The 23,545-nt window shown below is 72.9% G+C and carries 23 protein-coding genes and 2 pseudogenes; 15 read left to right on the top strand and 10 right to left on the bottom strand.

Going from position 1 to position 23,545, the window contains the following annotated elements; all coding sequences use genetic code 11:
• Window positions 1-186 precede the first annotated feature (186 nt).
• From ACZ4Z2_RS33395 to ACZ4Z2_RS33385, 3 genes are read left to right on the top strand one after another with little or no spacing between them, the layout of a single operon-like run.
• A complete protein-coding gene (locus ACZ4Z2_RS33395) occupies window positions 187-1,389 on the top strand; it encodes a Gfo/Idh/MocA family protein (protein ID WP_468081188.1) in 1,203 nt (400 codons plus the stop codon).
• On the top strand, window positions 1,386-2,321 hold the full coding sequence (locus ACZ4Z2_RS33390; RefSeq protein WP_468081187.1) for a DUF6807 domain-containing protein: 936 nt from the start codon (window positions 1,386-1,388) through the stop codon (window positions 2,319-2,321). Before ACZ4Z2_RS33395 ends, ACZ4Z2_RS33390 begins: the two co-directional genes overlap by 4 nt.
• Window positions 2,315-3,028 carry a cupin domain-containing protein gene (locus ACZ4Z2_RS33385; RefSeq protein WP_468081185.1) on the top strand — a complete coding sequence of 238 codons (714 nt, stop codon included), beginning with the start codon at window positions 2,315-2,317 and terminating at the stop codon, window positions 3,026-3,028. Before ACZ4Z2_RS33390 ends, ACZ4Z2_RS33385 begins: the two co-directional genes overlap by 7 nt.
• A 53-nt stretch (window positions 3,029-3,081) precedes the next feature.
• On the opposite strand, the gene ACZ4Z2_RS33380 is transcribed toward ACZ4Z2_RS33385, so the two are convergent.
• Window positions 3,082-3,552, bottom strand: coding sequence for a winged helix-turn-helix transcriptional regulator (locus ACZ4Z2_RS33380; protein WP_468081183.1), 471 nt, complete (start codon window positions 3,550-3,552; stop codon window positions 3,082-3,084).
• 89 nt (window positions 3,553-3,641) lie between these two features.
• Here ACZ4Z2_RS33380 and ACZ4Z2_RS33375 point away from each other — a divergent pair, with 89 nt between their 5' ends.
• Entirely contained in the window at window positions 3,642-4,811 is a 1,170-nt protein-coding gene (locus ACZ4Z2_RS33375; protein WP_468081182.1) for a thiolase family protein, read from the top strand.
• A gap of 85 nt (window positions 4,812-4,896) precedes the next feature.
• On the opposite strand, the gene ACZ4Z2_RS33370 is transcribed toward ACZ4Z2_RS33375, so the two are convergent.
• A complete protein-coding gene (locus ACZ4Z2_RS33370) occupies window positions 4,897-5,679 on the bottom strand; it encodes a TVP38/TMEM64 family protein (RefSeq protein WP_468081180.1) in 783 nt (260 codons plus the stop codon).
• A gap of 615 nt (window positions 5,680-6,294) precedes the next feature.
• On the opposite strand from ACZ4Z2_RS33370, the gene tuf reads away from it, so the two are divergent.
• On the top strand, window positions 6,295-7,464 hold the full coding sequence (gene tuf / locus ACZ4Z2_RS33365) for an elongation factor Tu (RefSeq protein WP_468081178.1): 1,170 nt from the start codon (window positions 6,295-6,297) through the stop codon (window positions 7,462-7,464).
• 121 nt (window positions 7,465-7,585) lie between these two features.
• Entirely contained in the window at window positions 7,586-8,431 is an 846-nt protein-coding gene (locus ACZ4Z2_RS33360) for a spermidine synthase (protein WP_468081177.1), read from the top strand.
• On the opposite strand, the gene ACZ4Z2_RS33355 is transcribed toward ACZ4Z2_RS33360, so the two are convergent.
• The 3 genes from ACZ4Z2_RS33355 to ACZ4Z2_RS33345 form a co-directional block, all read right to left on the bottom strand.
• The gene (locus tag ACZ4Z2_RS33355; protein WP_468081175.1) at window positions 8,393-9,697 is read right to left on the bottom strand and encodes an MFS transporter; all 1,305 of its coding nucleotides are present in this window, start codon (window positions 9,695-9,697) and stop codon (window positions 8,393-8,395) included. The two genes, ACZ4Z2_RS33360 and ACZ4Z2_RS33355, sit on opposite strands and share 39 nt — an antisense overlap.
• Before the next feature lie 135 nt (window positions 9,698-9,832).
• A complete protein-coding gene (locus tag ACZ4Z2_RS33350) occupies window positions 9,833-10,882 on the bottom strand; it encodes a DUF8017 domain-containing protein (protein ID WP_468081174.1) in 1,050 nt (349 codons plus the stop codon).
• 60 nt (window positions 10,883-10,942) lie between these two features.
• Complete coding sequence (locus tag ACZ4Z2_RS33345) at window positions 10,943-11,947, bottom strand: DUF8017 domain-containing protein (RefSeq protein ID WP_468081172.1); 1,005 nt, start codon at window positions 11,945-11,947, stop codon at window positions 10,943-10,945.
• 202 nt (window positions 11,948-12,149) lie between these two features.
• Here ACZ4Z2_RS33345 and ACZ4Z2_RS33340 point away from each other — a divergent pair, with 202 nt between their 5' ends.
• From ACZ4Z2_RS33340 to ACZ4Z2_RS33330, 3 genes are all read left to right on the top strand, one after another.
• Window positions 12,150-12,602 (top strand): DUF4442 domain-containing protein, encoded by a 453-nt coding sequence (locus ACZ4Z2_RS33340; protein WP_468081170.1) that lies wholly within the window; start codon window positions 12,150-12,152, stop codon window positions 12,600-12,602.
• A 158-nt stretch (window positions 12,603-12,760) separates the two neighbouring features.
• Complete coding sequence (locus ACZ4Z2_RS33335; RefSeq protein ID WP_468081169.1) at window positions 12,761-14,368, top strand: carboxylesterase/lipase family protein; 1,608 nt, start codon at window positions 12,761-12,763, stop codon at window positions 14,366-14,368.
• Between the two features lie 71 nt (window positions 14,369-14,439).
• Window positions 14,440-15,093 (top strand): DedA family protein, encoded by a 654-nt coding sequence (locus ACZ4Z2_RS33330; RefSeq protein WP_468081168.1) that lies wholly within the window; start codon window positions 14,440-14,442, stop codon window positions 15,091-15,093.
• A gap of 159 nt (window positions 15,094-15,252) precedes the next feature.
• On the opposite strand, the gene ACZ4Z2_RS33325 is transcribed toward ACZ4Z2_RS33330, so the two are convergent.
• Window positions 15,253-15,795 (bottom strand): gamma carbonic anhydrase family protein, encoded by a 543-nt coding sequence (locus ACZ4Z2_RS33325; RefSeq protein ID WP_468081166.1) that lies wholly within the window; start codon window positions 15,793-15,795, stop codon window positions 15,253-15,255.
• Window positions 15,796-15,919: 124 nt separating this feature from the next.
• Here ACZ4Z2_RS33325 and ACZ4Z2_RS33320 point away from each other — a divergent pair, with 124 nt between their 5' ends.
• Window positions 15,920-16,666: an acyltransferase gene (locus ACZ4Z2_RS33320; protein ID WP_468081164.1), complete on the top strand. Its 747-nt coding sequence runs from the start codon at window positions 15,920-15,922 to the stop codon at window positions 16,664-16,666.
• A 93-nt stretch (window positions 16,667-16,759) separates the two neighbouring features.
• Here the strand turns inward: ACZ4Z2_RS33320 and ACZ4Z2_RS33315 are convergent, their stop codons facing one another.
• Complete coding sequence (locus ACZ4Z2_RS33315; protein ID WP_468081162.1) at window positions 16,760-17,617, bottom strand: EamA family transporter; 858 nt, start codon at window positions 17,615-17,617, stop codon at window positions 16,760-16,762.
• Between the two features lie 93 nt (window positions 17,618-17,710).
• Between ACZ4Z2_RS33315 and ACZ4Z2_RS33310 the strand changes: the two genes are divergently transcribed.
• Together ACZ4Z2_RS33310 and ACZ4Z2_RS33305 are read left to right on the top strand one after the other, a co-directional pair.
• Window positions 17,711-18,283 carry a helix-turn-helix domain-containing protein gene (locus tag ACZ4Z2_RS33310; RefSeq protein ID WP_468081160.1) on the top strand — a complete coding sequence of 191 codons (573 nt, stop codon included), beginning with the start codon at window positions 17,711-17,713 and terminating at the stop codon, window positions 18,281-18,283.
• A 43-nt stretch (window positions 18,284-18,326) separates the two neighbouring features.
• Window positions 18,327-18,885: pseudogene (locus tag ACZ4Z2_RS33305) on the top strand (YbaK/EbsC family protein).
• A gap of 164 nt (window positions 18,886-19,049) precedes the next feature.
• Here the strand turns inward: ACZ4Z2_RS33305 and ACZ4Z2_RS33300 are convergent.
• Window positions 19,050-19,610, bottom strand: a complete 561-nt coding sequence (locus ACZ4Z2_RS33300) for an NAD(P)H-dependent oxidoreductase (protein ID WP_468081159.1) — start codon at window positions 19,608-19,610, stop codon at window positions 19,050-19,052.
• Between the two features lie 130 nt (window positions 19,611-19,740).
• Here ACZ4Z2_RS33300 and ACZ4Z2_RS33295 point away from each other — a divergent pair, with 130 nt between their 5' ends.
• The 3 genes from ACZ4Z2_RS33295 (at window position 19,741) to ACZ4Z2_RS33285 (ending at window position 22,963) form a co-directional block, all read left to right on the top strand.
• Window positions 19,741-20,397, top strand: coding sequence for a TetR/AcrR family transcriptional regulator (locus ACZ4Z2_RS33295; RefSeq protein WP_468081158.1), 657 nt, complete (start codon window positions 19,741-19,743; stop codon window positions 20,395-20,397).
• A 152-nt stretch (window positions 20,398-20,549) separates the two neighbouring features.
• Complete coding sequence (locus ACZ4Z2_RS33290; protein WP_468081157.1) at window positions 20,550-21,446, top strand: AAA family ATPase; 897 nt, start codon at window positions 20,550-20,552, stop codon at window positions 21,444-21,446.
• Entirely contained in the window at window positions 21,443-22,963 is a 1,521-nt protein-coding gene (locus ACZ4Z2_RS33285) for a VWA domain-containing protein (protein WP_468081156.1), read from the top strand. The genes ACZ4Z2_RS33290 and ACZ4Z2_RS33285 overlap by 4 nt, the downstream gene beginning before the upstream one ends.
• A gap of 24 nt (window positions 22,964-22,987) precedes the next feature.
• Here ACZ4Z2_RS33285 and ACZ4Z2_RS33280 read toward each other — a convergent pair whose 3' ends face one another.
• Together ACZ4Z2_RS33280 and ACZ4Z2_RS33275 are read right to left on the bottom strand one after the other, a co-directional pair.
• Window positions 22,988-23,356 (bottom strand): VOC family protein, encoded by a 369-nt coding sequence (locus ACZ4Z2_RS33280; protein ID WP_468081154.1) that lies wholly within the window; start codon window positions 23,354-23,356, stop codon window positions 22,988-22,990.
• 51 nt (window positions 23,357-23,407) lie between these two features.
• Window positions 23,408-23,545, bottom strand: a pseudogene (locus ACZ4Z2_RS33275) (IS481 family transposase); the annotation flags it as partial.

Genomic DNA, 23,545 nt, shown 5'->3' with positions numbered 1-23,545 from the left:
CCGGAGCCGGTGCTCCGAGGGGTGGAACGGCCGGATCCGTGGTGTTGACCGGTCACTATGTCCGCACATACGTTGCTGGCTGGAGAAAGCGCTTGCCGTTGCGAGGGTCGCCGTTCCCCCGGAGCCCTGGCCACCAGGCGTTGGCCACCGTCCGACGTCCCGTTCGATGGAGTGCTGATCACGTCCATGCCCACACCCAGCAACGACCCGAGCCCGACTCCACACCGGTCGCCCGCCCCGCTCGGACACCGCCGTGTCCGCGCCGCGATCATCGGTATCGGCGCCATCGGCGGCGGCTCCCATCTGCCCGCGCTCCAGCGGCTCGCCGAGGAGGGCGAGGCCGAGGTCGTCGCGGCCGTCGACATCGATGCCGAGGCGGTGCGGAGGTTCTGCGCGGAGCACGGCATTCCGCACGGCTACACGGATCTGGACCGGATGCTCGCCGAACAGCGCCCCGACCTGGTCTCCGTGTGCACCCCGCCGACCCTGCACCGCGACCAGACCGTGGCGGCGCTGCGGGCCGGCGCCTGGGTGTGGTGCGAGAAGCCGCCGGTGCCGACACTCGCCGACTTCGACGCCGTGGAGGCGGAGGAGGGCGCGGACACCGGCGGCCCCTTCGCCTCGATCGTCTTCCAGCACCGCTTCGGCTCGGGCGCGCGGCACGTCCGGAGACTGATCGCCGAGCAGGCGGTCGGGCGCCCCCTCGTCGCGCACTGCCAGACCACCTGGTACCGGAACACCGCCTACTACGCCGTGCCCTGGCGCGGCCGCTGGGCGTCCGAGGGCGGCGGCCCGTCCATGGGCCACGGCATCCACCAGATGGACCTGCTGCTCGACCTGCTCGGCCCGTGGAGCGAGGTCCGCGCCATGGCCGGGCGCCTGGTCCACGACGTGGAGACCGAGGACGTCTCGACCGCCCTGGTGCGCTTCGAGAACGGCGCCCTGGCCACCGTCGTCAACAGCGTCCTCAGCCCCGACGAGGTCAGCCGGATCCGCGTCGACTGCGAGCGCGCCACGATCGAACTGACCCATCTGTACGGCTACTCCAACGCCGACTGGTCCATCACCCCCGCCCCCGGCGTCCCCGAGGCGGACGTGGCGGCCTGGCGGGACTTCGGCGCGGACGTGCCCAGCTCCCACCTGGCCCAGCTGCGCGCGCTCGTCGCGAGCATGCGGGCCGGTGAGCGGCCGCGCAGCAGCGGCGCCGACGGGCGCGCGAGCCTGGAGCTGATCACCGCGCTGTACAAGTCGGCGTTCACCGACACGACCGTACGGCGTGGCGAGATCGGCCCGGGGGACCCGTACTACACGGCCATGCACGGCGGAGCCCCCGGCTGGGCGCCCGCGCCCGCCCTGGAGCCCGCCACGAGTGAGGAGATCCCCGCATGACCTTCCACGACGGGCTGCGCGTCGTCCACGCCCACGGTGACCGCGTCACGGTCACCGAGCCGGCCACCGGCGTCGAGCTGTTCAGCTACGTGTACCGGCCGGAGGCGGCCTGGGAGGCTCCCAAGCCGTATCTGCACCCGGTCCGGACCCTCGCGGGCGACGTCGTCACCGACTACCGGCCGAACGACCACCGCTGGCACAAGGGCCTCCAGCTGACGGCCTCGCACCTGTCGGGGCAGAACCTGTGGGGCGGCAACTCCTACGTCCACGGCGAGGGGTACCTGCCGATCCCGGAGCGGGTCGGTTCGATGGCGCACGCCGGCTTCGACGAGGTCGTCTCGCACGGCGACCGGGTGGTGATCGCCGAACGGCTGACCTGGCATCCGTACACGGGCGAACTATGGGCCGACGAGGAGCGCCGGATCGAGGTGCACGACGTCGACACCGAGGCCGGGTCGTGGGCGCTCACCTGGACCAGCGCGATCACCAACCGCCGTGACGAGCCGCTGCTGTTCGGCAGCCCCACCACCGCCGGGCGCGAGCTGGCCGGCTACACCGGCCTGTTCTGGCGCGGCCCGCGCGCCTTCCGGGAGGGGCGGATCATCGGCCCCGACTCCGAGGGGCCGGAGCTGATGGGCGGGCAGGCGCCGTGGCTGGCGTACTCGGGTGAGCACGACGGCACCGACGGGCACGCCACGCTCGTCTTCGTCCACGCCCCCGAGAACGACCACTCGGGTGCCGAGGGCGCCCACCCCGCCCACTGGTTCGTCCGCAACGAGCCGTTCGCGGCCGTCGCGCCCTCCTGGGCGTTCTTCGACGAACTGGAGCTGGCCCCCGGCGACACGCTCACCCGTCGCTACCGGGTCGTGGTGGCGGACGGGGCCTGGGAGCGGGAGGAGATCGCCAAGTACCTGGAGGCACACCCGTGGTGAACGGCTACGAAGGACTGCCCGGCGGGGTCGCCGTCTCGCACCTGTCCGTCTACGACTGGCCCGCGCCGGACGGGGTGTGCGGCGGAACGCCCCATATGCACCTGACCTGTTCGGAGGGGTACGTCGTCACCGGCGGACGCGGCGCCGTGCAGACGCTGACGGCTTCCGGGTACGAGGTCACCCCGCTGGCACCGGGGACGGTCGCCTGGTTCACACCCGGCACCATCCACCGGCTGGTCAACCAGGACGGGCTGCGCATCACCGTCCTGATGCAGAACAGCGGCCTGCCGGAGGCGGGCGACGCCGTGCTCACCCTGCCGCCCCAGTACCTGACCGACCCGGAGACGTACGCCGCCGCGACCCGTATCCCGGTGGACGCGCCGGAGGAGGAGCGGGAACGCGCCGCCCGGGCCCGCCGCGACCTCGCCCTGGAGGGCTACCGGGCGCTGCGTGACGCGGACGGCCCCGAGCCGCTCGCCGCCTTCCACCGGGCCGCCGCCGCGCTGGTCCGGCCCCGCCTCGCCGAGTGGCGGGCCCGCTGGGAGCGGGGCGCGCGAGCTGCCGCCGCGGCCACGGGAGAGCAACTGGACCGGCTGGAGCGGGGGGACGTGTCCCACCTGGCCGACGCCGTGGTGCGGGCCCAGGAGCCCTCGGAGCACGGCAGGTTCGGGATGTGCGGACGGCTGGACGTCTACCAGGGGACCTGACCCGCCGGGGGCCCACGGTGCGACGGTGCCCGGGGCCTACGGGGCCTACGGGCCTACGGGGCCTTGGGTCCTGTCACCGCCCAGCCCGGGGTCTGGGGATGCGCCGTGAGGTCCTCGTGGTGGACCTCCGTGCCGCAGGCCGTGCAGGTGACCGCCGGGACCAGCTCGTGGCCGCAGATGTGCTCGATCACCATGGGGCGATCGTCGTCCTTGCGGAGATGGCGGTCGCCCCACGCCATGAGCGTCACCAGGACCGGCTCCAGTTCGAGGCCCGCCTGTGTCGGCCGGTACTCGAAGCGCTGCGGGCGCTCGCTGTAGGCGTCCTTGCGCAGGACGCCCGCGTCCACGAGGCGCCGCAGACGCGTCGCCAGCACATCACGCGGGGCTCCGATGTTCCGGACGAGCTGGTCGAAGCGGCCGTTGCCGAGGCAGACCTCGCGCAGGACCAGCAGGGAGTACTTCTCGCCGACGATCGCCAGGGCGTCGGCGATGGAGCAGGGGCGTGGATCTCCGGAAGCGGGCATGCGCCCAGTCTAGGGGAGGGTTTGTTTTTCCAACTCACAGAGCTATGGTGAGTTCGGATTTCCTACTCACTGGTAGCGGAGGCCCGTCCATGCGTGACGCCGTGATCGTCGAAGCCGTACGCACACCGATCGGCAAGGGCAAGCCGAACGGAACCCTGGCCCATGTGCACCCCGTCGAACTCCTCGCCCACACCCTGCGCGCCCTCGTGGACCGCGCCGGCGTCGACCCCGCGCTCGTCGACGACGTCATCGGCGGCACCGTCGACCAGGTCGGCGAGCAGGCCATGAACACCACCCGCTACGCCGTCCTCTCGGCGGGTTTCCCGGAGACCGTGCCCGCGACCACGGTCGACCGACAGTGCGGTTCCTCCCAGCAGGCCGTGCACTTCGCCGCCCAGGGCGTCATGTCGGGGGCGTACGACATGGTCGTCGCCTGCGGCGTCGAGTCGATGAGCCGCGTCCCGATGTGGTCCAACGTGCCGCCCGGCGCGGACCCGTTCGGCCCCGGCGTCGCCGCCCGCTACCCCGAGGGGCTCGTCCCGCAGGGCATCAGCGCCGAGCTGATCGCCGCCAAGTGGTCCCTCTCGCGCGACCGGATGGACGCCTTCGCCGTCTCCTCCCACCACAAGGCCGCAAGCGCCTGGGAAGCCGGCCTCTTCGACGCCGAGGTCGTGCCCCTGGACGGTGTGACGCGCGACGAGTGCGTACGGCCCGGCAGCACTCCAGAGATCCTCGCCGGGCTCAGGCCCGCCTACCACGACCCCGCCTTCGCGGAGCGCTTCCCGCAGATCGAGTGGAACGTCACGGCGGGCAACGCGAGCCCGATCAACGACGGTGCCTCGGCCGTGCTCATCACCTCCGGTGAGACGGCGGACCGGCTGGGGCTGCGCCCGCTCGCCCGGCTGCACAGCTTCGCGGTCACCGGCTCCGATCCGCTGCTCATGCTCACCGGCGTCGTCCCGGCCACCGAGAAGGTGCTGCGCAGGGCCGGGCTGACGATCGACGACATCGACCTCTTCGAGGTCAACGAGGCGTTCGCCAGTGTCGTGCTCGCCTGGCAGCAGGAGACCGGGGCCGACCTCGCCAAGGTGAACGTCCACGGCGGGGCCATAGCCCTCGGACACCCGCTCGGCGCGAGCGGCACCCGGCTCACCACCACGCTGGTGCACGCCATGCGGCAGCGCGGCGCTCGCTTCGGGCTGCAGACCATGTGCGAGGCGGGGGGGCTGGCCAACGCGATGGTGCTCGAAGCGGTGTGAGGGGGCCGGGGAGGTTCGTGGTCGGGTTCGGGTGGGTGGGGGGCTGTTCGCGCAGTTCCCCGCGCCGCCCCTGAACCGTCAGCGCTCAGCGGGCCCGCAGGTGGTGGCGCTTGCGCCAGGCCACGGCCGCGCCGATCAGGGCCGGGATCGCGATGCACGCCATAGCGAGCAGGAACGCCGGTGAGGTGGGGGTCGAGGCGCGGGCGCCGGCCACGGCGTAGGCGGCCGTGTTGGGGATGGAACCCAGGGCCGTCGCGAGGAGGAACGGCAGACAGCCCATGCGGGAGACGGAGGCGCAGTAGTTCGCCGCCCAGAACGGCACCCCGGGGAAGAGCCGGGCCGCCAGCATCGAACGGAAACCGTGGCGGCTGAGCTGACCGTCCGCCGACTTCAGCCAGCGGTGCCGCAGCAGCGGCCGCAGGGCGTCCTGCCCGAGCATCCGGCCCAGGGCGAACGCGATGCCCGCCCCGAGGACCGTCCCCGCGAGCGCGGAGGCCAGCCCCAGCTGCGAGCCGAAGAGCGCGCCAGCGGCGATGTTGAGGATCGGCCGGGGCACGAACGCCACCGTGCACAACCCGTACGCCACCGCGAACACCACGGCCGCGGCGCCGCCGCTCAACTGGGGCGGCCAGCCGTCGGCCAGCAGCCGCTGCGGTTCGAAGAGCAGCACCGTCACCACGGCGCCCGCGAGCAGCGCGACCAGCAGCGAGAACCGCGCCCACGGCGAGAGCAGCGCTCTGCCCCAGCGGGCGGCGCCGTTCGGGGGAGCGGCAGGGACGGTTGCGGGTGCGGCGACGGCGAGCTCCGTGGCGGCGGTCCGGGGAAGGACCGAGGCGGTGCCCCCAGAGCGGGTGGTGGCATCGAGCATTCGTCGACGGTAACCGACCGATGTGTGTGTATGCCCTACGGAACGTCTCACCGCCGTCACAGGAACCTGAACGACAGCCCCCTCGGGCATCCGCCACCGGGCATCCGGCCGGGCACCGCACACCGCGCGGCCTGCGCCTTCGGGAACACGCACACCGCCGGGCCACCGTTCAGCCGCACACCGGCCTGTGAAGCATCTCTCTTCCGCCCCGCCCGAACTCGCCCGCGCCCGAACTCGCCCGCGCCCGAACTCGCCCGCGCCCGAACTCGCCCGCGCCCGAACTCGCCCGGACTCGCCCCCGCCCGGACTCGCCCCCGCCCGAACTCGCCCGCGTGGAAAACCATTCGACGCGGGCCGACGCGTCGGCGAGGATCGACCCCATGTTCCGGTACGCCTTCGTTCTCGCAGCATCCGCGGTCGTCGCGGATGCGCCGAAGGCTGCCCTTCCGATCGTCGTGGCCGCCGCAGACGGCGCCCGAAGCTGACCCTTCCCGGAGATTCCGGCGGACCCCGCAGGGGGAGGGTCGGCCGAACCTCGGGGTCCCCGTCCCGGCCACGCCCGCGCGGCGCCGGGGCCATCACTCAGTACCACTGAACAGGCTTCGAGGTACCGCCATGTCCAAGACCGCTTACGTCCGCACGAAACCGCACCTCAACATCGGCACGATGGGCCACGTCGACCACGGCAAGACCACCCTGACCGCCGCCATCACCAAGGCCCTCGCCGAGCGCGGGGCCGGCACGTTCGTGCCGTTCGACCGCATCGACCGCGCCCCCGAGGAGGCGGCGCGCGGCATCACCATCAACATCGCGCACGTCGAGTACGAGACCGACACCCGGCACTACGCGCACGTCGACATGCCCGGCCACGCCGACTACGTCAAGAACATGGTCACCGGCGCCGCACAGCTCGACGGGGCGATCCTCGTCGTCTCCGCGCTCGACGGGATCATGCCCCAGACCGCCGAGCACGTCCTGCTCGCCCGGCAGGTGGGCGTCAACCACATCGTGGTGGCGCTCAACAAGGCCGACGCGGGTGACGAGGAACTGACGGACCTCGTCGAGCTGGAGGTCCGCGAACTGCTCACCGCCCACGGCTACGGCGGCGACGCCGTACCCGTCGTACGGGTCTCCGGGCTCAAGGCCCTCGAAGGGGACCCGCGCTGGACGGCGTCGATCGAGGCGCTGCTGGACGCGGTGGACACCTACGTCCCGATGCCCGAGCGGTATCTGGACGCGCCGTTCCTGCTGTCCGTGGAGAACGTCCTGACCATCACCGGTCGGGGGACCGTCGTCACCGGCGCCGTCGAGCGCGGCACGATCCGGGTGGGGGACCGCGTCGAGGTGCTCGGCGCGGACGTCGAGACGGTCGTCACCGGGCTGGAGACCTTCGGCAGGCCCATGGCGGAGGCGCAGGCCGGGGACAACGTGGCGCTGCTGCTGCGCGGAGTGGCGCGGGACACCGTCCGGCGCGGACACGTGGTGGCCGCACCGGGGAGTGTCGTGCCGAGCCGGCACTTCACCGCGCAGGTGTACGTGCTGTCGGCGAAGGAGGGTGGCCGTACGACACCGGTCTCCAGCGGTTACCGCCCGCAGTTCTACATCCGCACGGCGGACGTGGTCGGTGACGTCGACCTCGGGGAGGCGGCCGTCGCCCGGCCGGGCGACCGGGTCACGATGAGCGTGGAACTGGGACGGGAGGTTCCGTTGGAGCCGGGTCTCGGCTTCGCGATCCGCGAGGGCGGTCGGACGGTGGGCGCGGGCACCGTCACAGCGGTCCGCTAGTCAGGCACGGAGCGTGGGGGGACCGTGGGGCCGTCGTGGCCGGTCGCGCGGTTCCCGCACCCGTGTCCGGCGGCGCTCCGACGGTCCGCGGGGCGGCCTCGCGCCCGGCAGAATGGGTGCCGTGAACGAAGCCATACCCGTCTCCCGGGCCGTCGACCGGGGCACCGCCAAGCTCATGCCCGACGTCGACCGTGAGCGGGCCTGGCTGTTGACGGTGGACGGGGCCCCGCAGTCGTACGTCGACCTGGACGAGCCCACGCACCTGGAGTTCGAGTACGCGCGGCGGCTCGGGCACGCGCTGGACACGGTGGCGGAGCCGGGGCGGGCGCTCGACGTGCTGCACCTCGGCGGGGGCGCGCTCACGCTGCCCCGGTACGTGGCCGCCACCCGTCCGGGGTCACGGCAGGAGGTCGTCGAGTACGACCGTGGGCTGCTGGACCTCGTCGTGGAGTGGCTGCCGCTGCCGCCGGACGCGGGGATCGCGCTGCACGGCGCGGACGCCCGGGAATGGCTCGAAGGCGCTCCCGCCGACTCCGCCGACGTGCTCGTCGCGGATGTGTTCGGCGGCTCGCGGGTGCCGGCGCACCTGACGACCGAGGGGTACGCGCGGGCCGCCGCACGGGTGCTGCGGGCCGACGGCGTCTATCTCGCGAACCTGGCCGACGCCGCGCCGTTCGCCTTCCTGCGGTCCCAACTGGCGACCCTGGGCACGGCGTTCGAGGAACTGGTGCTGATCGCCGAGCCGGGGGTGCTGCGGGGCCGGCGGTTCGGCAACGCCGTGCTGCTCGCCGCCCACCGGCCGCTCGACGTCGCCGCCCTCGCCCGGCGCACCGCCGGTGACGCCTTCCCCGCGCGGGTCGAACACGGGGCGGCGCTGCGTGACTTCATCGGCCGTGCGGCGCCCGTCGGCGAGGAGGACGCGGTTCCGTCACCCGAGCCGCCCGACGGGGCCTTCGGCATCGGCTGAGCCGGTCTCGGCGTCCGGCCCGCCCACGGCGACCGGCTTGCCGTCGCGCCGGGTGAGGGTCCGCACGTCCCGGATGCAGAGCACGGCCGCCGTGGCCACGACACACAGCCCCGCGCAGCCCCACAGGGCCGCCGGACGTCCGAAGGCGCTCTCCGCGGGCCCCGCCAGCGCGGCGGCCAGCGGCACGATCGAGACCGAGCCGAACCAGTCGTACGCCGAGACGCGCGACAGCTTCTCCTCGGGGATCTCCTGGTGCAGCGCCGTCATCCAGGAGACGCCGAACACCTCGATCGCCAGACCGCTGACGAACATCGCCACGCACAGCACCGCGACCGGCGTCGGCACGGCGAGCGCCGCGGACGGCAGGGCGAACGGGAAGACGCACAGCACGCCCACCAGGAGCAGCCGACGCGGCTTCCAACGGGTCATCAGCAGGGCCCCCACGGCGTTGCCGGCCCCGAACAGCGCCAGTGCCAGACCCCAGGGGCCCGCTCCTCCCAGGTGCTCACGGGCCACTTGGGGCCCGTAGACCGCGTCGGCGGCGACGATGACCGCGTTGACGAGGGAGAACTGGACGACGATCGCCCACAGCCAGGGCCGGCCGGTGAACTCCCGCCAGCCGTCGCGCAGATCGGCGAGCATGCCGTGGCCCGGCTCGCGCTCCGGTATGTGACTGACGTCGAGGAAGGCGCGCATCGCACCGGCGACCGCGAACGCGACCGCGTCGAGGGCGAGCACCCAGCCGGGGCCGATCACCGCGACGAGCGCGCCGCCGAGGGCCGCGCCGGTCATGGTCGCGCCCTGTGAGGCGAACCGGAACAACGCGAAGGCCCGCCCCGCCTGCTCTGGGGTGACCGAGGACAGCAGCATGCCCTCGGCCGCCGGGTTGAAGAACGCCTGTCCGGTGCCGCCGAGGGCGGACAGCAGCATCATCTGCCACAGCCGCGCCTCGCCGGTGAGCACCAGCACCGCGAACACGGCCTGGGAGAGGCAGTTGAGGGTGTTCGCGGCGACCATCACCCGGTGCCGGGGCAGCCGGTCCGCGACCGCGCCGCCGATCAGCAGGAACAGCACGAGCGGCAGCGTGCGCGCCGCGGCGACGAGACCCACGTCCCCGCCGTCACCGCCCGACTCCAGGACCGCGAAGGCGGCCGCGATGAGGGCGCCGTGGCTGCCCAGGTTGGTGACGACCGCGGCGGCCGTCAGCATCGTGTAGTTGCGGCCGGCCCAGGCGGGGCGGCGGCGGGAGGCGGCGGGAGTGGTCACCGGCCGACTATCGCTGCCGCCGGCAGCGCTTGCCAAACCGTTTCCGCATGGCGTATGGCCAGATCAGGCCACCGAGGAGGGTGATTCGGCCGTCTCGGGGGCCGGCACCCGCCGGCCCCCGTACCGATGTCGTGCTCAGCCGCCGGTGGGATCGCCGTACAGCCGTACCGTGCTGAGGATCTTCTGCACTGTCGTGTCCGGGACCTCGTCGTCGACGCCCTTCGCACCGTGGAACGTCCAGGAGACGAAGTCGCCCTTGGAGTTCTTGAAGGCGAAGGTGGTCGCCTTGCCGTCGGTGTCGCACTTGCCCTTCTTGGGGACACCGGTCGAGGAGGTGGTCGCGACACTTCCCTCGACGCCCGACGCCGTCGTGTACGGCTCCGGCTTGCCGACCTTCATCAGCTTCTTCGAGGAGTCCTTCTGGTCGGTGTAACCGCCGAAGACCCACCACGCCGAGTCGTTGCGGGCGATGTCGTCGGTGTCCTTCGCGCCCTGCTGCCCCTTGGTGCCGGCGGCGGCGAGGGAGGTCTCCTCCTTGTAGCCGTCCTTGTCGGCGTCGGAGACGCACCACTTCTCCTTGAGGATGGCGGGCGCCGACATGCCGATGATGACGGAGGTGTCGTCCTTCGAGTTGTCGTCGAAGCCGATGAAGGTGCCGGGCGTCTTGACGTCCCAGTCCGGGGGCACGTCGAAGGCCGTACCCCACTTGGGGTTGACGACGACCTTCCAGCCCTCGACGGTCGGCTGCGCGCCGGCGTCCTCACCGCGCGGGTTGTCCTGGCTCTCCGAGGCGGTCGGCGTGGGCGACACCGACGGCTTGGGGTCGTCCTTCGCCTCCACCTTGCCGTCCCCGTCACCGCCGAGGACCAGGAACCCGGTCACACCGGCAGCGACGACGACCGCTGTGGCCGCCACGATCGCGATGAGCCTGGTCCGGTTGCCGCCGCCTCCGCCCGGCGGTTCCGGCGCGCCCACGGGAGCCGGGGCACCCCACTGGGGCTGGTGCCCGTACTGCGGTTGCTGCCCCGTCGACTGGTACCCGGGCTGCTGGTACGGGTTCGGCTGCTGGTACCCCGGCTGGTGGTGTCCCGTCTGTCCCGGCCGGCCGTACCCGGGTTGCTGGTACGGGTTGGGCTGCTGCGGGTTCTGCTCGCCCCCGGGCGGCTGCTGCTGTCCTGGCCACATGGCTCGTAACCATAGATGTGCGGCGGGCGGGGGTGCCACGGAGCCCCCGCCGTAGGGTCGTCAGCCGCCCGTCGGTTCGCCGTACAGCCGTACCGTGCTCAGGATCTTCTCGATGGTCGCGTCCGGGACCTCGTCGTCGACGCCGGTCGCCCCGTACAGGCTCCACGCCACGAAGTCGCCCGCGGAGTTCTTGAAACCGAACGTCACGGCCTTGCCGTCGGTGGCGCACTTGCCCTTCTGCGGAGTGTCCTTGGAGCGGGCCCAGGCGACACTGCCCTCCACTCCGGAGGCCGTCCTGTACGGCCGCGCCTTCTCGTCGACGACGAGGCTCTTGCGGTCGGGCTGGGTGTAGCCGCCGTACACGTACCAGGGCACCTGGTTGAGGGCGACCTCGTCGGTGTTCTTGGCGCCGCTCGCGCCCTTCGTGCCCGCCCCGGCCAACTCGGTGTCGTCCTTGCGGCCGTCCTTGTCGTCGTCCGAGGTGCACCACTCGGACTTGTAGAACGCCGGGGCCGACATGGTGATGAGGGGCGGGTCGCCGACCTCGCCCTTGACGTCCTCGAAACCGGTGATGGTGGTCGGTGAGGCGACCTCCCAGTCGGCGGGGACGTCGAAGGCCGTGCCCCACTTGGGGTTGACGACGACCTTCCAGCCCTCGACGGTCGGCTTCGGGCCGTCCGCGCCGCGGCCCTCGTCGGCCGAGGCCGAGGCGCTCGGATCCTGCGACGCGCTCGCCGACGCCTTCGTGCCCTCGCCGCCCTTCGCCTCCTCGTCCTTGTCGCCGCCGAGGACGAGGAACCCGGTCACCCCGGCCGCCACGACGACGGCCGCTGCCGTCACGATCGCGATCAGCCTGGTCCGGGCGCCGCCGCTCTTCCCGGGTGGCGGTTCCGGCGCGCCCGCGGGCGCCGGCGCACCCCACTGCCGCCCGTACGGTCCCTGCGGCGCCGGCTGCTGGTAGCCGGGCTGCTGATAGGGGTTCGGCTGCTGGTAACCCGGCTGCTGGTACGGGTTGTGCTGCGGATTCGGCTCGCCCCCGGGCGGCTGCTGCTGTCCTGGCCACATGCCGGTCAACAGTAGTGAGCGCGTGCCACGGTTCCGTCACCGTGCGCCCTCAGGCATGTACTGGTCAGGTGGAGAGTTCGTGAGGGACTCCGGCGCGCGCCTGCTGTCCGCCCGGCGGCCGCCCACCCGGACCCCCGCTGTTGCGCTGACCACACGGCGGTACCCCTGGTCAGGCGTTCCTACTCGTGGGTAACATCGCGGCATGAGCGCAGACCAGATGTCGATCGGCGAGATGCTCGCCGCCACGGTGCCGATGGCCAGGACGCTGAACCTGGAATTCCTGGAGACCACGCCGGAGAAGGCCGTGGTGGCGCTGCCCGACCGGAGCGACTTCCACAACCACGTCGGCGGGCCGCACGCGGGAGCGATGTTCACGCTGGGCGAGTCGGCGAGCGGGGCGATCGTGCTCGCCGCCTTCGGCGACCAGCTCTCGCGGGCCGTGCCCCTCGCGGTCAGCGCCGAGATCGCGTACAAGAAGCTCGCGATGGGCGAGGTCACGGCCACCGCCACCCTCGGCCGCCCCGCCGCCGAGGTCGTCGCCGAGCTCGACGCCGGGCAGCGTCCCGAGTTCCCCGTCTCCGTCGCCATCCGGCGTGCGGACGGCGCCGTCACCGGCGAGATGACCGTCGTCTGGACCCTGCGCCCCAACGGCTGACCCGGTCCGCTTCCGTCACCCTCGCCGTCCGCCGTCCCGGCCGACCGGCGAGGGCTCCTTCGCGCAGCTCATTGACACGAGTCACCGGCGCCCCTAGGTTCCCCGCCGACACGCGCACACGTGGTCCACCACGACGCCTGCACGAAGGAGTGAGGCTCATGAAAGGCACCGTGTCCCGGAGTTCCACCCGCTTACGGCGGCTGGCGGTGGGAGCGACCGCCCTCGCCGCCACCCTGCTGGCACCCGCCCCGGCCCAGGCCGCGGCGCCCGGACAGCCGGCCCTCGTCCGCACCGACGCCGGCTGGGTACGCGGGCAGACCACCGCCGAGGGACGGCAGTTCCTCGGCATCCCCTACGCCCGGCAGCCCGTGGGGGACCTCCGCTGGACCGAACCCCGGCCGGTCCGCCCCTGGCAAGGGGTGCGGGAGGCCGACGGGTTCGGCAACAGATGCGTGCAGACGTCCAGTTGGGACCCCGGCTACGAACGGCCCAGTCACACCGAGGACTGCCTGGACCTCAACGTGTACACGCCGCCCGGCACCACCCGCCGCCCGGTCATGGTCTGGCTCCACGGCGGCGGCCTCACCGCGGGCGCCGGCGAGGACGTCGTACCGGACGCCTTCGCACGGCGCACGGGCACGGTCGTCGTGACCGTCAACTACCGCCTCGGCGCCATGGGCTTCCTCGCCGCCGACGACCTCGACAAGGAGGTGCGCGACGGCGTCTCGGGCAACTTCGGCATGCTCGACCAGCAGGCCGCGCTCCGCTGGGTACGGGCCAACATCGGCCGCTTCGGCGGCGATCCGGGCCGGGTCACCATCGCGGGCGAGTCCGCCGGGGGCCGCTCCGTCTGCACCCAGCTCGCCTCGCCGACCTCCCGGGGCCTGTTCCGCGCCGGGATCGTCCAGAGCGGCGCGTACGGCGACTGCTCGGCCCGGACGCACCAGTCGGCGGTGGCCCAGGGCCGGACCTTCATGACGAGACTCGGTTGCGCGGACACGGCGTGCCTGCGCGGGAAGACCGCCGCCGAGGTCCTCGCCGCCCAGGCCGGACTGGACTGGGGGCCCGTGACCGGCGGCGCCTTCCTGCCCGTCCAGCCCTTCGAGGCGTTCCGGAAGGGGGCGGCCGCCCGTGTGCCCGTCCTCAACGGCGCCAACCAGGACGAGGGCCGCCTGTTCGCGTTCGCCCGCTTCGACGGGGCCGGCACCCCGCTCACAGCGGAGCGGTACCCGACCGTGATGCGCGCCGCCTTCGGCGACCGTGTCCTCGCCCGCTACCCGCTCACGGACCACCCCTCGCCGACCATCGCCTACGCGACCGCACAGGGCGACCAGGGCTTCGCCTGCCCCGCGCTGCGGCTGACCGAGGTCCTCGCCGGGCGCGGCCCGGTGTACGCGTACGAGTTCGCCGACCGCACCTCCCCGCCCTTCGCCTCGCTGCGCGACCTCGGCACCGACTTCGACTTCGGCGCGACGCACGTCAACGAGGTGCAGTACCTCTTCCGGCACTTCGGTCTGGACAGCCCGCTGGACGCCGGGCAGCGGGCCCTGGCGCGCCAGATGACCGACTACTGGGGCTCCTTCATCCGCGACGGGGTGCCGAGGGCCGCCGGTCAGCCCGCCGTCCCGGCCGGGGGCGAGCAGGTGCTGACCCTCAGGGTCGCCGCGCAGGGCGGGAACGGGCTGAGCGGGACCGTGTACGGGGAGCACGCGTGCGACCTCTGGGGCAACCTGCGGGGCTCCGCCGCCGTCAGAGTAAGCGGGTAGGCTGCCCCGGCGCGTGCTCCACCTGAGCGCGCGCCGGGGGCCGAGAACCGGACGCATGGGAGGAAGCGGCTTTGCACGTCCAGGAGTGGCTCGAAACGGTGCCACCGCTCAGCATCTATCTGCTGGTGGGGCTGGTCATCGGTCTGGAGAGCCTGGGCATCCCGCTGCCGGGCGAGATCATCCTGGTCTCCTCCGCGCTGCTCGCCTCCCAGCACGGTGAGATCAACCCGGTCGTCCTCGGCGCCTGCGCCACGGCCGGCGCGATCATCGGCGACTCGATCGGCTACGCCATCGGCCGCAAGGGCGGACGTCCGTTGCTGGCCAAGCTGGGCCGGAGATTCCCCAAGCACTTCAGCGAGAGCAACATCGCGGTCGCCGAGCGGTCCTTCGACCGCTGGGGCATGTGGGCGGTCTTCTTCGGCCGTTTCATCGCCCTGCTGCGGATCTTCGCCGGCCCCCTCGCCGGCGTGCTGCAGATGCCGTACTGGCGCTTCCTCACCGCAAACGTCCTCGGCGGCATCCTCTGGGCCGGCGGCACCACCGCCGTCATCTACTACGTCGGCGTGGTGGCCGAGGCGTGGCTCAAGCGCTTCTCGTGGCTGGGCCTGGTGCTGGCGGTGGTGATCGGCGCGACGTCGATGCTGGTGGTCAAGCGCAAGGCGAAGAAGGCCGCGGAGAAGGCCGAGGCCGAGGGCGACGCGGCGCTGGTCCCGGCCGCGGACTGAAACCCCCACCGCCACAGAGGCCGCGCCGCCGACCGGCGGCGCGGCCTCTCGGTCGTCTCCGGTGCCCCTTTCCGGTCCCGCCGGTCGTCTCCGGTGCCCCTTTCCGGTCCCGCCGGTCGTCTCAGTCCCGCCGGTCGTCTCAGGCCCCCGTCGGTCGTCTCAAGCGCCGTACTCCTCCTGCGCCGCCCGGTGGGCCTGCGCCAGCTCGGTGTAGTGGGTGCCGTTCAGGGTGACGCCCTCGCGCTCCTCGTCGGTCAGGGGGCGCTTCACCTTCGCGGGGACGCCCGCGACCAGCGAACCGGGCGGCACCCGCATCCCCTGCGGCACCAGCGCCTGCGCCGCCACCAGGGAGCCGGCCCCGATCACCGCGCCGTTCAGCACCGTGGCGCCCATCCCGATCAGGCAGTCGTCCTCGATGGTCGCCCCGTGCACGACCGCGTTGTGCCCGATCGAGACGCGCTCGCCGATGGAGATCGGGAAACCGGGGTCGACGTGGAGCGTGCAGTTGTCCTGCACATTGCTCCCGGCCCCCACCACGATCGGCTCGAACTCGGCGCGCAGCACCGCGCCGTACCAGACGCTGGACCCGGGGCGCAGCGTCACGTCGCCGATCACCGTCGACGTGGGGGAGACGAACGCGGCATCCTCCACATCCGGCTTCCTGCCGCCGAACACCGTGATCAGGGCCCGCTGCCGATTCATTGCCGCCTCCTGGTGGTGGATCAGTCTGCCTTGGCACCGTAAGCCATGGGCACGGCGTCGCGTGGGGTGAAGATCACAGCCCGACGGCACCGTCCGGAAGGCGACCGGTGAGTACGGTGAGCGGGTGCCCAGAAGCAGGAACACGTTCTCGTCATGGCGGCGACGCGCCGTGCAGCGCGCCGTCCACGCGGGCTGGGAGTGGGTGCAGCGCACGGGTGCGGTGACGGCCGAGCGTCCCGGCCGCTTCCGGTTCGGCGCGATGGGAACCGGTACCAGACTGGCCTTCCCGCTCGGCACGGTGTTCGGCGAGCCGTGGATCCATCTGGGTTCCCACTGCATCATCGGCGAGCAGGTCACCCTGACCGCCGGGCTGATGCCCGACCTCGACCTCGGCGCGGACCCGATCCTCCGCATCGGTGACGGCGTCGTCCTCGGCCGGGGCAGCCATGTCATCGCCGACACCAGCGTGACCATCGGCAGCGACTGCTACTTCGGGCCGTATGTGTACGTGACGTCCACGAACCACTCGTACGACGACCCCCACGAGCCGATCGGCAGGCAGTGGCCGCGGATGGACCCGGTGTCGATCGGCCCCGGCTGCTGGATCGGCACCGGTGCGGTGATCCTGCCGGGGGCGCGCATAGGGCGGAACGTGGTGGTGGCGGCCGGGGCGGTCGTGCGGGGCGAGGTGCCGGACCGCTCGGTGGTGGCGGGGGCGCCCGCGAAGGTCGTACGGCGGTGGGATCCGGTGGAGGGATGGCAGCCGCCGATCCGGACGCCCGCGCCCGTGCCGATTCCCGACGGGGTCACACCGGAGCAGTTGCTGGCGTTGGCCGAGTGGGAGGCGGAAGGGGCGGGGGAGTCCGCCTGAGGGCTCGGTCCATTCGGGTGCGTCGGCGGCTGCGGGTTCGTGGTGGCTGGTCGCGCAGTTCCCCGCGCCCCTTGAGCGCCGGTGGTGGAGTGCTCAGCCCGTCGCCAGGAGGAGGGTGCCTGCCAGGGCCAGGCCCGCGCCGGCCGCCTGGATGGCGCGGAGGCGTTCGCCGAGCAGGATGCGGGCGGCCAGGGCGGTGATCACGGGGTACAGCGAGGCCAGGACGGCGGCGATGGTGACCGGGCCGTGCTGGGCGGCGAGCGCGTAGGTGCCGTTGGCGGCCACGTCCGCGAGGCCGACGAAGGCGAGGGCCGGGAGCGAGGCGTAGGGGAAGCCCTCCGGCGGAAGGGCCGGGGTGCCGCGCCGCACCGAGACGCAGAGGGCGGCGCCGCCCGCGACGGCGTTGGTGACGCGTTGGACGAACAGGGCCAGGAACAGGCCGGTGAGCGTCGTCGACGCCTCCGCGATCAGGGCCATCACCGCGCCGAAGCCGAACGCCGCGACCAGGGTGAGAAGGATGGCCTGGCGCTGGACGGGGGCTCCCTTGAGCTGCGGGCCGCCCGCGAGGACGACCCCCACGACGGCCACCAGGATGCCGGCGGCCTGCAGCAGTGCGGGGCGCTCGCCGAGGAAGAGCCCGACGCCCACCGGGACGGCCACGCTCAGTGAACCGAGCGGTGAGACGACACCCATCGGGCCGAGGGCGAGCGCCTTGTAGAAGGCGAGCATGGCGACCGGGCCCACCACACCGGCGGCCACGGCGAACCACAGCCGCGGGCCGGCCTCGCTCCAGCCGCCGGTCGCGACCACGATCGCGCCCAGCACGACGGCCGCGATCGTCTGGGAGACGACGACCACCGTGAGCGCCGGGACGCGTCGGCTCAGCAGCCCGCCGCCGAAGTCGGCCAGGCCCCAGAGCAGGCTGGTGGCCAGGGCGAACAGTGCGGTCATCGAGCGGCCTCGCAGTACAGTTCGGTGAACGAAGAGTTCACTCCACCGTAGTTCATTTCACTGGACTCTGCCATTCAAAATATTGGACGGAATGTGTCGGACCTCGACCTGCTGACCCAGTCCCTGGCCCGGAACGTCAAACGCTGGCGTACCGAACGCGGCTTCACCCTGGACGCCCTCGCCGCCCGTGCCGGAGTCAGCCGGGGCATGCTCATCCAGATAGAGCAGGCCCGCACCAACCCCAGCCTCGGCACCGTCGTCAAGATCGGCGACGCCCTGGGCATCAGCATCACCACCCTGCTCGACTACGAGCAGGGCCCCAAGGTCCGGGTCGTCCCCGCCGAGCAGGTGGTCCGGCTGTGGCACACCGACGCGGGCAGCTACAGCAGGCTCCTCGCCGGCACGGAGGCGCCCGGCCCCCTGGAGATGTGGGACTGGCGGCTGATGCCGGGCGAGGGCAGCGGATCGGACCCGCACCCCGCCGGCACCGTCGAGATCGCGCACGTCACCGCGGGCGAGTTGACGCTCACCGTCGAGGGCACCGAGTACCGCGTGCCGGCCGGGGCGAGCGTCACCTTCGAGGCCAACGCGACGCACCGGTACGCCAACGAGGGCGACGTACCGACGGAGATGGTGCTGACGGTGTCGGTGCCGGCCGTCCGCTGAGACGTCGACTTCCCCGCGCCGGCGCTTTGTTAGCGTGCCGGTCATGCGCGCACCCATCGGAGAGTTCGACCACGCCACCCCCGCCCCCGCATGCCTCGACGAACTGGTCGGGCCGGTCGCCGACGCCGTACGCGACTGGGCGGGAGGCGTGCCCCGCCGAGCAGATCCTGTACGTGGACACCGACCCGCGGTGGGCCGACACAGCCGTGTTCGTCGAGCACTACGGGCGGGACCTGCTGGAGCGGTCCGCGAACTGCGTGGTCGTCGCGGGCAGGCGGGGCGGCGAGTCGAGCCTCGCGGCCTGTGTGGTGCTCTCCACGACCCGCGTCGACGTCAACGGCGTGGTCCGGCGGCAGATGGGTGCCCGCAAGGCGTCGTTCGCGCCGATGGAGACCGCCACCGGGGAGACGGGGATGGAGTACGGCGGCATCACGCCCGTGGGGCTGCCGAACGGGTGGCCCGTCCTGGTGGACTCGGCCGTGGTCGACCTGCCGTACGTCCTGGTCGGCAGCGGCCGGCGGCGCGGCAAGCTGCTGGTGCCCGGCAAGGCGTTCGCCGAGCTGCCCGGCGCGGTCGTCCTGGAAGGGCTGGGCGTCGCCTGACGGCCTGTGTGGATCGGGCGGTGGTCCGTCGAGCGGCATCGGGCGCGGTGGCCCGTCGAGCGGCGTGACCGCGCCCTGGGGGGACCCGCGCGGATCGGGGAACGACCGGCGCCGGGCCCCGGGCCTCGCGGCCCGGAACCCGGCGGCGTGCGACCGTGTGCGGCTCAGGCGGCCGCGGTGCCCGCCCGGGCGGTCAGCTGCTCGATGACGGCGGTCAGACCGGTGACGACCTCGGCGTCGTCGGCCGGGTGGGTCTCGGCGAAGCGGACGACCGAGCCGGGGATGGAGAGCTTGGCGTCCTCCAGGACCGTGGCGCCGGCGATGCCGACCGCCTTGCGGGTCTCGTCCTGCGCCCACACGCCGCCGAACTGGCCGAAGGCCGTGCCGACCACGGCGACCGGCTTGCCCGTGAACGAACCGGCGCCGTACGGGCGGGACAGCCAGTCGATGGCGTTCTTCAGGACGGCCGGGATGGTGCCGTTGTACTCGGGGGAGAAGAGCAGGAAGCCGTCGGCCTGGCCGGCCGCCTCACGCAGGCGCGCGGCGGTGGCCGGGAGGGCCTCCGCGTTGTCGATGTCCTCGTTGTAGAACGGGACGTCGGCCAGACCTTCGTACAGCTCGATCTCGACGCCCTCCGGGGCGTGCTTCACCGCCGCCTCGGCGAGCTGACGGTTGTGCGAACCGGCGCGAAGGCTGCCGACGAGCGCGAGGATGCGTACGGACATGAGCTGACTCCTAGCAAGGCGGAAGCTGAAGGGACAGGGATCCGGGATAAACGGACCGGGGTCCGTTCAAATTTGTATCAGCTATCCGGACCGCGGTCCACTTCTCTGTGGTGAGCGTTACGCTCTTTTCATGAACGAGCCGCTGCCGTCGTTGGTCAGGCCCTCGGGCGACGAACCCCTCGACGGGTTGATCGACTTCGTTTCGCCCGCCGGTGACCAGCCGCGACTGCGGGCGGACGCCGCACGCAACCGCGCCCGGCTGCTGGAGGTCGCCGCCCGTCTGGCCGGGGAGTGCGGAGCGGGCAACCTGACCATGGAGGCCGTGGCGACCGCCGCGGAGGTCGGCAAGGGCACCGTCTTCCGGCGCTTCGGCGACCGGACGGGACTGCTGGTCGCCCTCCTCGACCACCATGAGCGGGAGCTCCAGGCCGCGTTCCTGACCGGGCCGCCGCCCCTCGGGCCGGACGCGCCGCCCGTGGAGCGGCTCCGGGCGTTCGGCGCGGCCGTCCTGCGGCACGAGTACGCCCACCGCGACCTCTACCTCGCCGCCGGTGCGGACGCCTCCCGCCGCTTCAGCAGCCCCGCCAACCAGCTGCGGCTCGGCCACCTGTGCATGCTGCTGCGCCGGGCCGAGGTCAAGGGGGACGTGGAGCTGATGGCGCAGACCCTCCTCGGCTCTCTGGACATCCACCTGGTCGACCACCTGGTCACCCGGCGGGGGATGCCGCTGGAGCGGCTGGAGATGGGGTGGGCGGACGCGGTGGAGCGGTTCGTGCGGGCGACGTGAGGCCCCTGGGGTGGTCCGCGCGGGCCGTGTGCGGCCGGTGGGCCGCGGTGGGTGCCGCGGCCGCGTCCCCTCTGTGCAGACAAAGCGACCGCTTGGTAGCTTGAGGGCGGTGCCGGTCGCGGCATCGCGTACGGTGCGAGGGGGAGTGGCGGATGGCCGACACGAACGGGTCCCGGCCCGAGGTCGCGGGGACGGGGTTCTTCTCCTCCGTGGACGACGTCCTCGCCCAGCTCGCCGAAGCGGGCTACCTGGCCTCCACGGCCGTCGCCACCACGGTCTTCCTAGCCGACCGGCTGGGCAAGCCGCTCCTCGTCGAGGGCCCCGCGGGCGTCGGCAAGACCGAGCTGGCCAAGGCCGTCGCACGGGTCGGCGCCGCCCGCCTGGTACGGCTCCAGTGCTACGAGGGCATCGACGAGTCCCGCGCCCTGTACGAGTGGAACCACGCCAAACAGCTCCTGCGCATCAGCGCCGGACGCGACGAGGCATGGGACGACACCCGCAACGACATCTTCAGCGACGAGTTCCTGCTCACCCGGCCCCTGCTGACCGCCATCCGGGGCGACGAGCCGACCGTGCTGCTCATCGACGAGACCGACAAGGCCGACGTCGAGGTCGAGGGGCTGCTCCTCGAAGTGCTCAGCGACTTCCAGGTCACCGTCCCCGAACTGGGCACCATCGCCGCCACCCGGCGCCCCTTCACGGTCCTCACCTCCAACGCCACCCGCGAACTCTCCGAGGCCCTCCGCCGCCGCTGCCTCTTCCTCCACCTCGACTTCCCCGACGCCGAGCTGGAGCAGCGGATCGTCCGGCTCAAGGTGCCCGGCCTGGACGCCGTGCTCGCCGACTCCCTGGTCCGCGTCGTCGGAGCGCTGCGGGAGATGGACCTGCGCAAGGCGCCCTCGGTGGCCGAGACGATCGACTGGGCCCGCACCCTGCTGGCGCTCGGCGCGGGCACCCTCGACGAGACCGTCGTCCGGGACAGCCTGGGCGTGATCCTCAAGCACCGGGACGACATCGAGAAGGCCACACGGAAGCTGACCCTGGCATGACCGCCGTGGACCACCTCCCGGCCGCCTCGCGCGCGCCGCTCTCCGAGCGGCTCACGGGGTTCGTGCGGGCGTTGCGCGGCCACGGCATCCGGATCGGCCCCGGCGAGACCGTGGACGCGGCGGCCGTCCTGGAGGTCCTGGGCCTCGCCGACCGGGAGCGGGTCCGCGAGGGCCTGGCGGCGGCGCTGCTGCGCGCCGACCGTCAGCGGGGCGTGTTCGACGCCGCCTTCGAGCTGTACTTCCCGCTCGGCGTGGGCGAGTTGACCGGGGCCCGGGAGGCGCCGGCCGCGAACCGCGACGAGTTGCGCGAACGGATCGCCGCCGCGCTCGCCGCCGGTGACGTCGCCGCCCTCGACCGGCTCGCCGGCGAGGCGGTCGAACTGCTCGGCCGGTACGGCGCGTCGCCCGAGTCGGACGGCTGGTCGGCCCACCAGACACTGGACCGCCTGCGGCCCCAGACGCTGCTCGCGGGGATCCTCGCGGCGCAGCGGGCGGGCGGAGGCGGCGGGGGCGGCGCCGGTTCCGGCTTCGGACCGGGGGCCGGTACCGGGGCGGGCGGCGCGGGGGTGGGGTGGGCATCGGGCTCCGGGGCGGGATCGGGGCCGGGGTCGGGGTCGGGCGGTTCCGGTTCCGGCGGGTTCACCGACCGGCTGGACGCCGATGAGATCCGGCGGCGTATCGAGGACTTCCGCGACCGGGTCCGCCGCGAGGCACGGCGGCGGGTCGCCGAGCGGCGGGGCGCGGCGCTGATCGCCCAGCGCGGCATCGCCCGCAGCGCCGACCAGGTCGACTTCCTCATCGCCAACCGCGAACAACTCGTCGAACTCCGCCGCACCGTCCAGCCGTTGGCCCGCAAACTCGCGACCCGCCTTGCCGCCCGGCGGCGCAGGGCGGCCCGGGGGCAGATCGACATCCGGCGCACGCTGCGCCGCTCGCTGTCCACCGGGGGAGTGCCGCTGCGCCCCGCCTACCGGCGGCACCGGCCCGCCCGTCCGGAGATCGTGCTGCTGTGCGATGTGTCCGGGTCGGTCGCCGGATTCGCCAACTTCACGATGCTGCTGGTGCAGGCCATGCGGGACCAGTTCAGCAAGGTGCGGGTCTTCGCCTTCGTCAACAAGGTCGACGAGGTCACCCACCTCGTCACCACCGGTGAGGCCGATCCGGCGGAACTCGGCCGGCGGATCGCCGACGAGGCCACGATCAGCGGCTGGCACGGCAGCAGCGACTACGGGACCGCGCTCGGGGAGTTCGCCGAGTTCCATCTCGACGCCGTGGGGCCGCGCACCTCGGTGATCGTCCTGGGGGACGCCCGTACGAACGGGTTCGACCCCAACACGGCCGCCCTGCGCCGCATCGCCGGCCGTGCCCGCCGCGTCCACTGGCTCAACCCGGAATCACCCGAGGTGTGGTCCACGGGCGACTCCGCCGCGCACGTCTACGCCGAGGTCGTCGACATGCACGCCTGCCGCAACGCGCGACGGCTCGGGGAACTGGTGACGCGGTTGCTGCCGGTGTGACCCCGGGCCGGCCCCGGCCGGGGGTCAGCCCCGGCCGGTGTCGATCACACAGAACCGGTTGCCCTCGGTGTCCTCCAGGACGACGAAGTCGGAGTCCTCGTCGTACCACTCCCAGTCGACGCGGCGCGCCCCGAGGCCCACCAGCCGCTCGACCTCCGCCGTCTGGTCCGCCGCGTCCCCGGCGTACAGGTCCAGATGCACCCGCGGCCGTTCCTGCACCGGGGTCTCGCTCAGCCCGAGCGACATCTGGGGCCAACGGCCGTCGGGGTGCACCAGCACCACCCAGTCGTCCTCCGGCTCCTCGCGCGGTACGTACCCGAGGGCCTCCATCCAGAACGCGGCGGCCCGCCGCACGTCGGACGCTCCCATCACCACGGATCCGATGCTCAGCATGACCCGATTCTCACGCATCACGGCCACCCGCACCCGAGGTTCGTGCACGACCTAGGTGTATTGACCCGCAGGGTTGTTGACGCGGCTGATGGGTGGCTGGCCTCCGAGGGCGGTGTGGCAGCGATGGTAGTTGTAGGTGTGCAGGAAGGTGTCGAGGGCTGCGGTGCGTTCGGTGTTGCTGGTGTAGGG

This window comes from Streptomyces sp. NPDC030183, assembly GCF_055573455.1.
This window is presented reverse-complemented; position numbering and strand designations above follow the sequence as displayed.

Bases quoted from the DNA above. Each gene is read 5' to 3' on its own strand.
- ACZ4Z2_RS33395 (WP_468081188.1), top strand. From the start codon at position 187: ATGCCCACACCCAGCAACGACCCGAGCCCGACTCCACACCGGTCGCCC.
- ACZ4Z2_RS33390 (WP_468081187.1), top strand. From the start codon at position 1,386: ATGACCTTCCACGACGGGCTGCGCGTCGTCCACGCCCACGGTGACCGC.
- ACZ4Z2_RS33380 (WP_468081183.1), bottom strand. From the start codon at position 3,552: ATGCCCGCTTCCGGAGATCCACGCCCCTGCTCCATCGCCGACGCCCTG.
- ACZ4Z2_RS33375 (WP_468081182.1), top strand. From the start codon at position 3,642: ATGCGTGACGCCGTGATCGTCGAAGCCGTACGCACACCGATCGGCAAG.
- ACZ4Z2_RS33370 (WP_468081180.1), bottom strand. From the start codon at position 5,679: ATGCTCGATGCCACCACCCGCTCTGGGGGCACCGCCTCGGTCCTTCCC.
- tuf (WP_468081178.1), top strand. From the start codon at position 6,295: ATGTCCAAGACCGCTTACGTCCGCACGAAACCGCACCTCAACATCGGC.
- ACZ4Z2_RS33350 (WP_468081174.1), bottom strand. From the start codon at position 10,882: ATGTGGCCAGGACAGCAGCAGCCGCCCGGGGGCGAGCAGAACCCGCAG.
- ACZ4Z2_RS33345 (WP_468081172.1), bottom strand. From the start codon at position 11,947: ATGTGGCCAGGACAGCAGCAGCCGCCCGGGGGCGAGCCGAATCCGCAG.
- ACZ4Z2_RS33340 (WP_468081170.1), top strand. From the start codon at position 12,150: ATGAGCGCAGACCAGATGTCGATCGGCGAGATGCTCGCCGCCACGGTG.
- ACZ4Z2_RS33335 (WP_468081169.1), top strand. From the start codon at position 12,761: ATGAAAGGCACCGTGTCCCGGAGTTCCACCCGCTTACGGCGGCTGGCG.
- ACZ4Z2_RS33325 (WP_468081166.1), bottom strand. From the start codon at position 15,795: ATGAATCGGCAGCGGGCCCTGATCACGGTGTTCGGCGGCAGGAAGCCG.
- ACZ4Z2_RS33315 (WP_468081162.1), bottom strand. From the start codon at position 17,617: ATGACCGCACTGTTCGCCCTGGCCACCAGCCTGCTCTGGGGCCTGGCC.
- ACZ4Z2_RS33300 (WP_468081159.1), bottom strand. From the start codon at position 19,610: ATGTCCGTACGCATCCTCGCGCTCGTCGGCAGCCTTCGCGCCGGTTCG.
- ACZ4Z2_RS33295 (WP_468081158.1), top strand. From the start codon at position 19,741: ATGAACGAGCCGCTGCCGTCGTTGGTCAGGCCCTCGGGCGACGAACCC.
- ACZ4Z2_RS33290 (WP_468081157.1), top strand. From the start codon at position 20,550: ATGGCCGACACGAACGGGTCCCGGCCCGAGGTCGCGGGGACGGGGTTC.
- ACZ4Z2_RS33285 (WP_468081156.1), top strand. From the start codon at position 21,443: ATGACCGCCGTGGACCACCTCCCGGCCGCCTCGCGCGCGCCGCTCTCC.
- ACZ4Z2_RS33280 (WP_468081154.1), bottom strand. From the start codon at position 23,356: ATGCTGAGCATCGGATCCGTGGTGATGGGAGCGTCCGACGTGCGGCGG.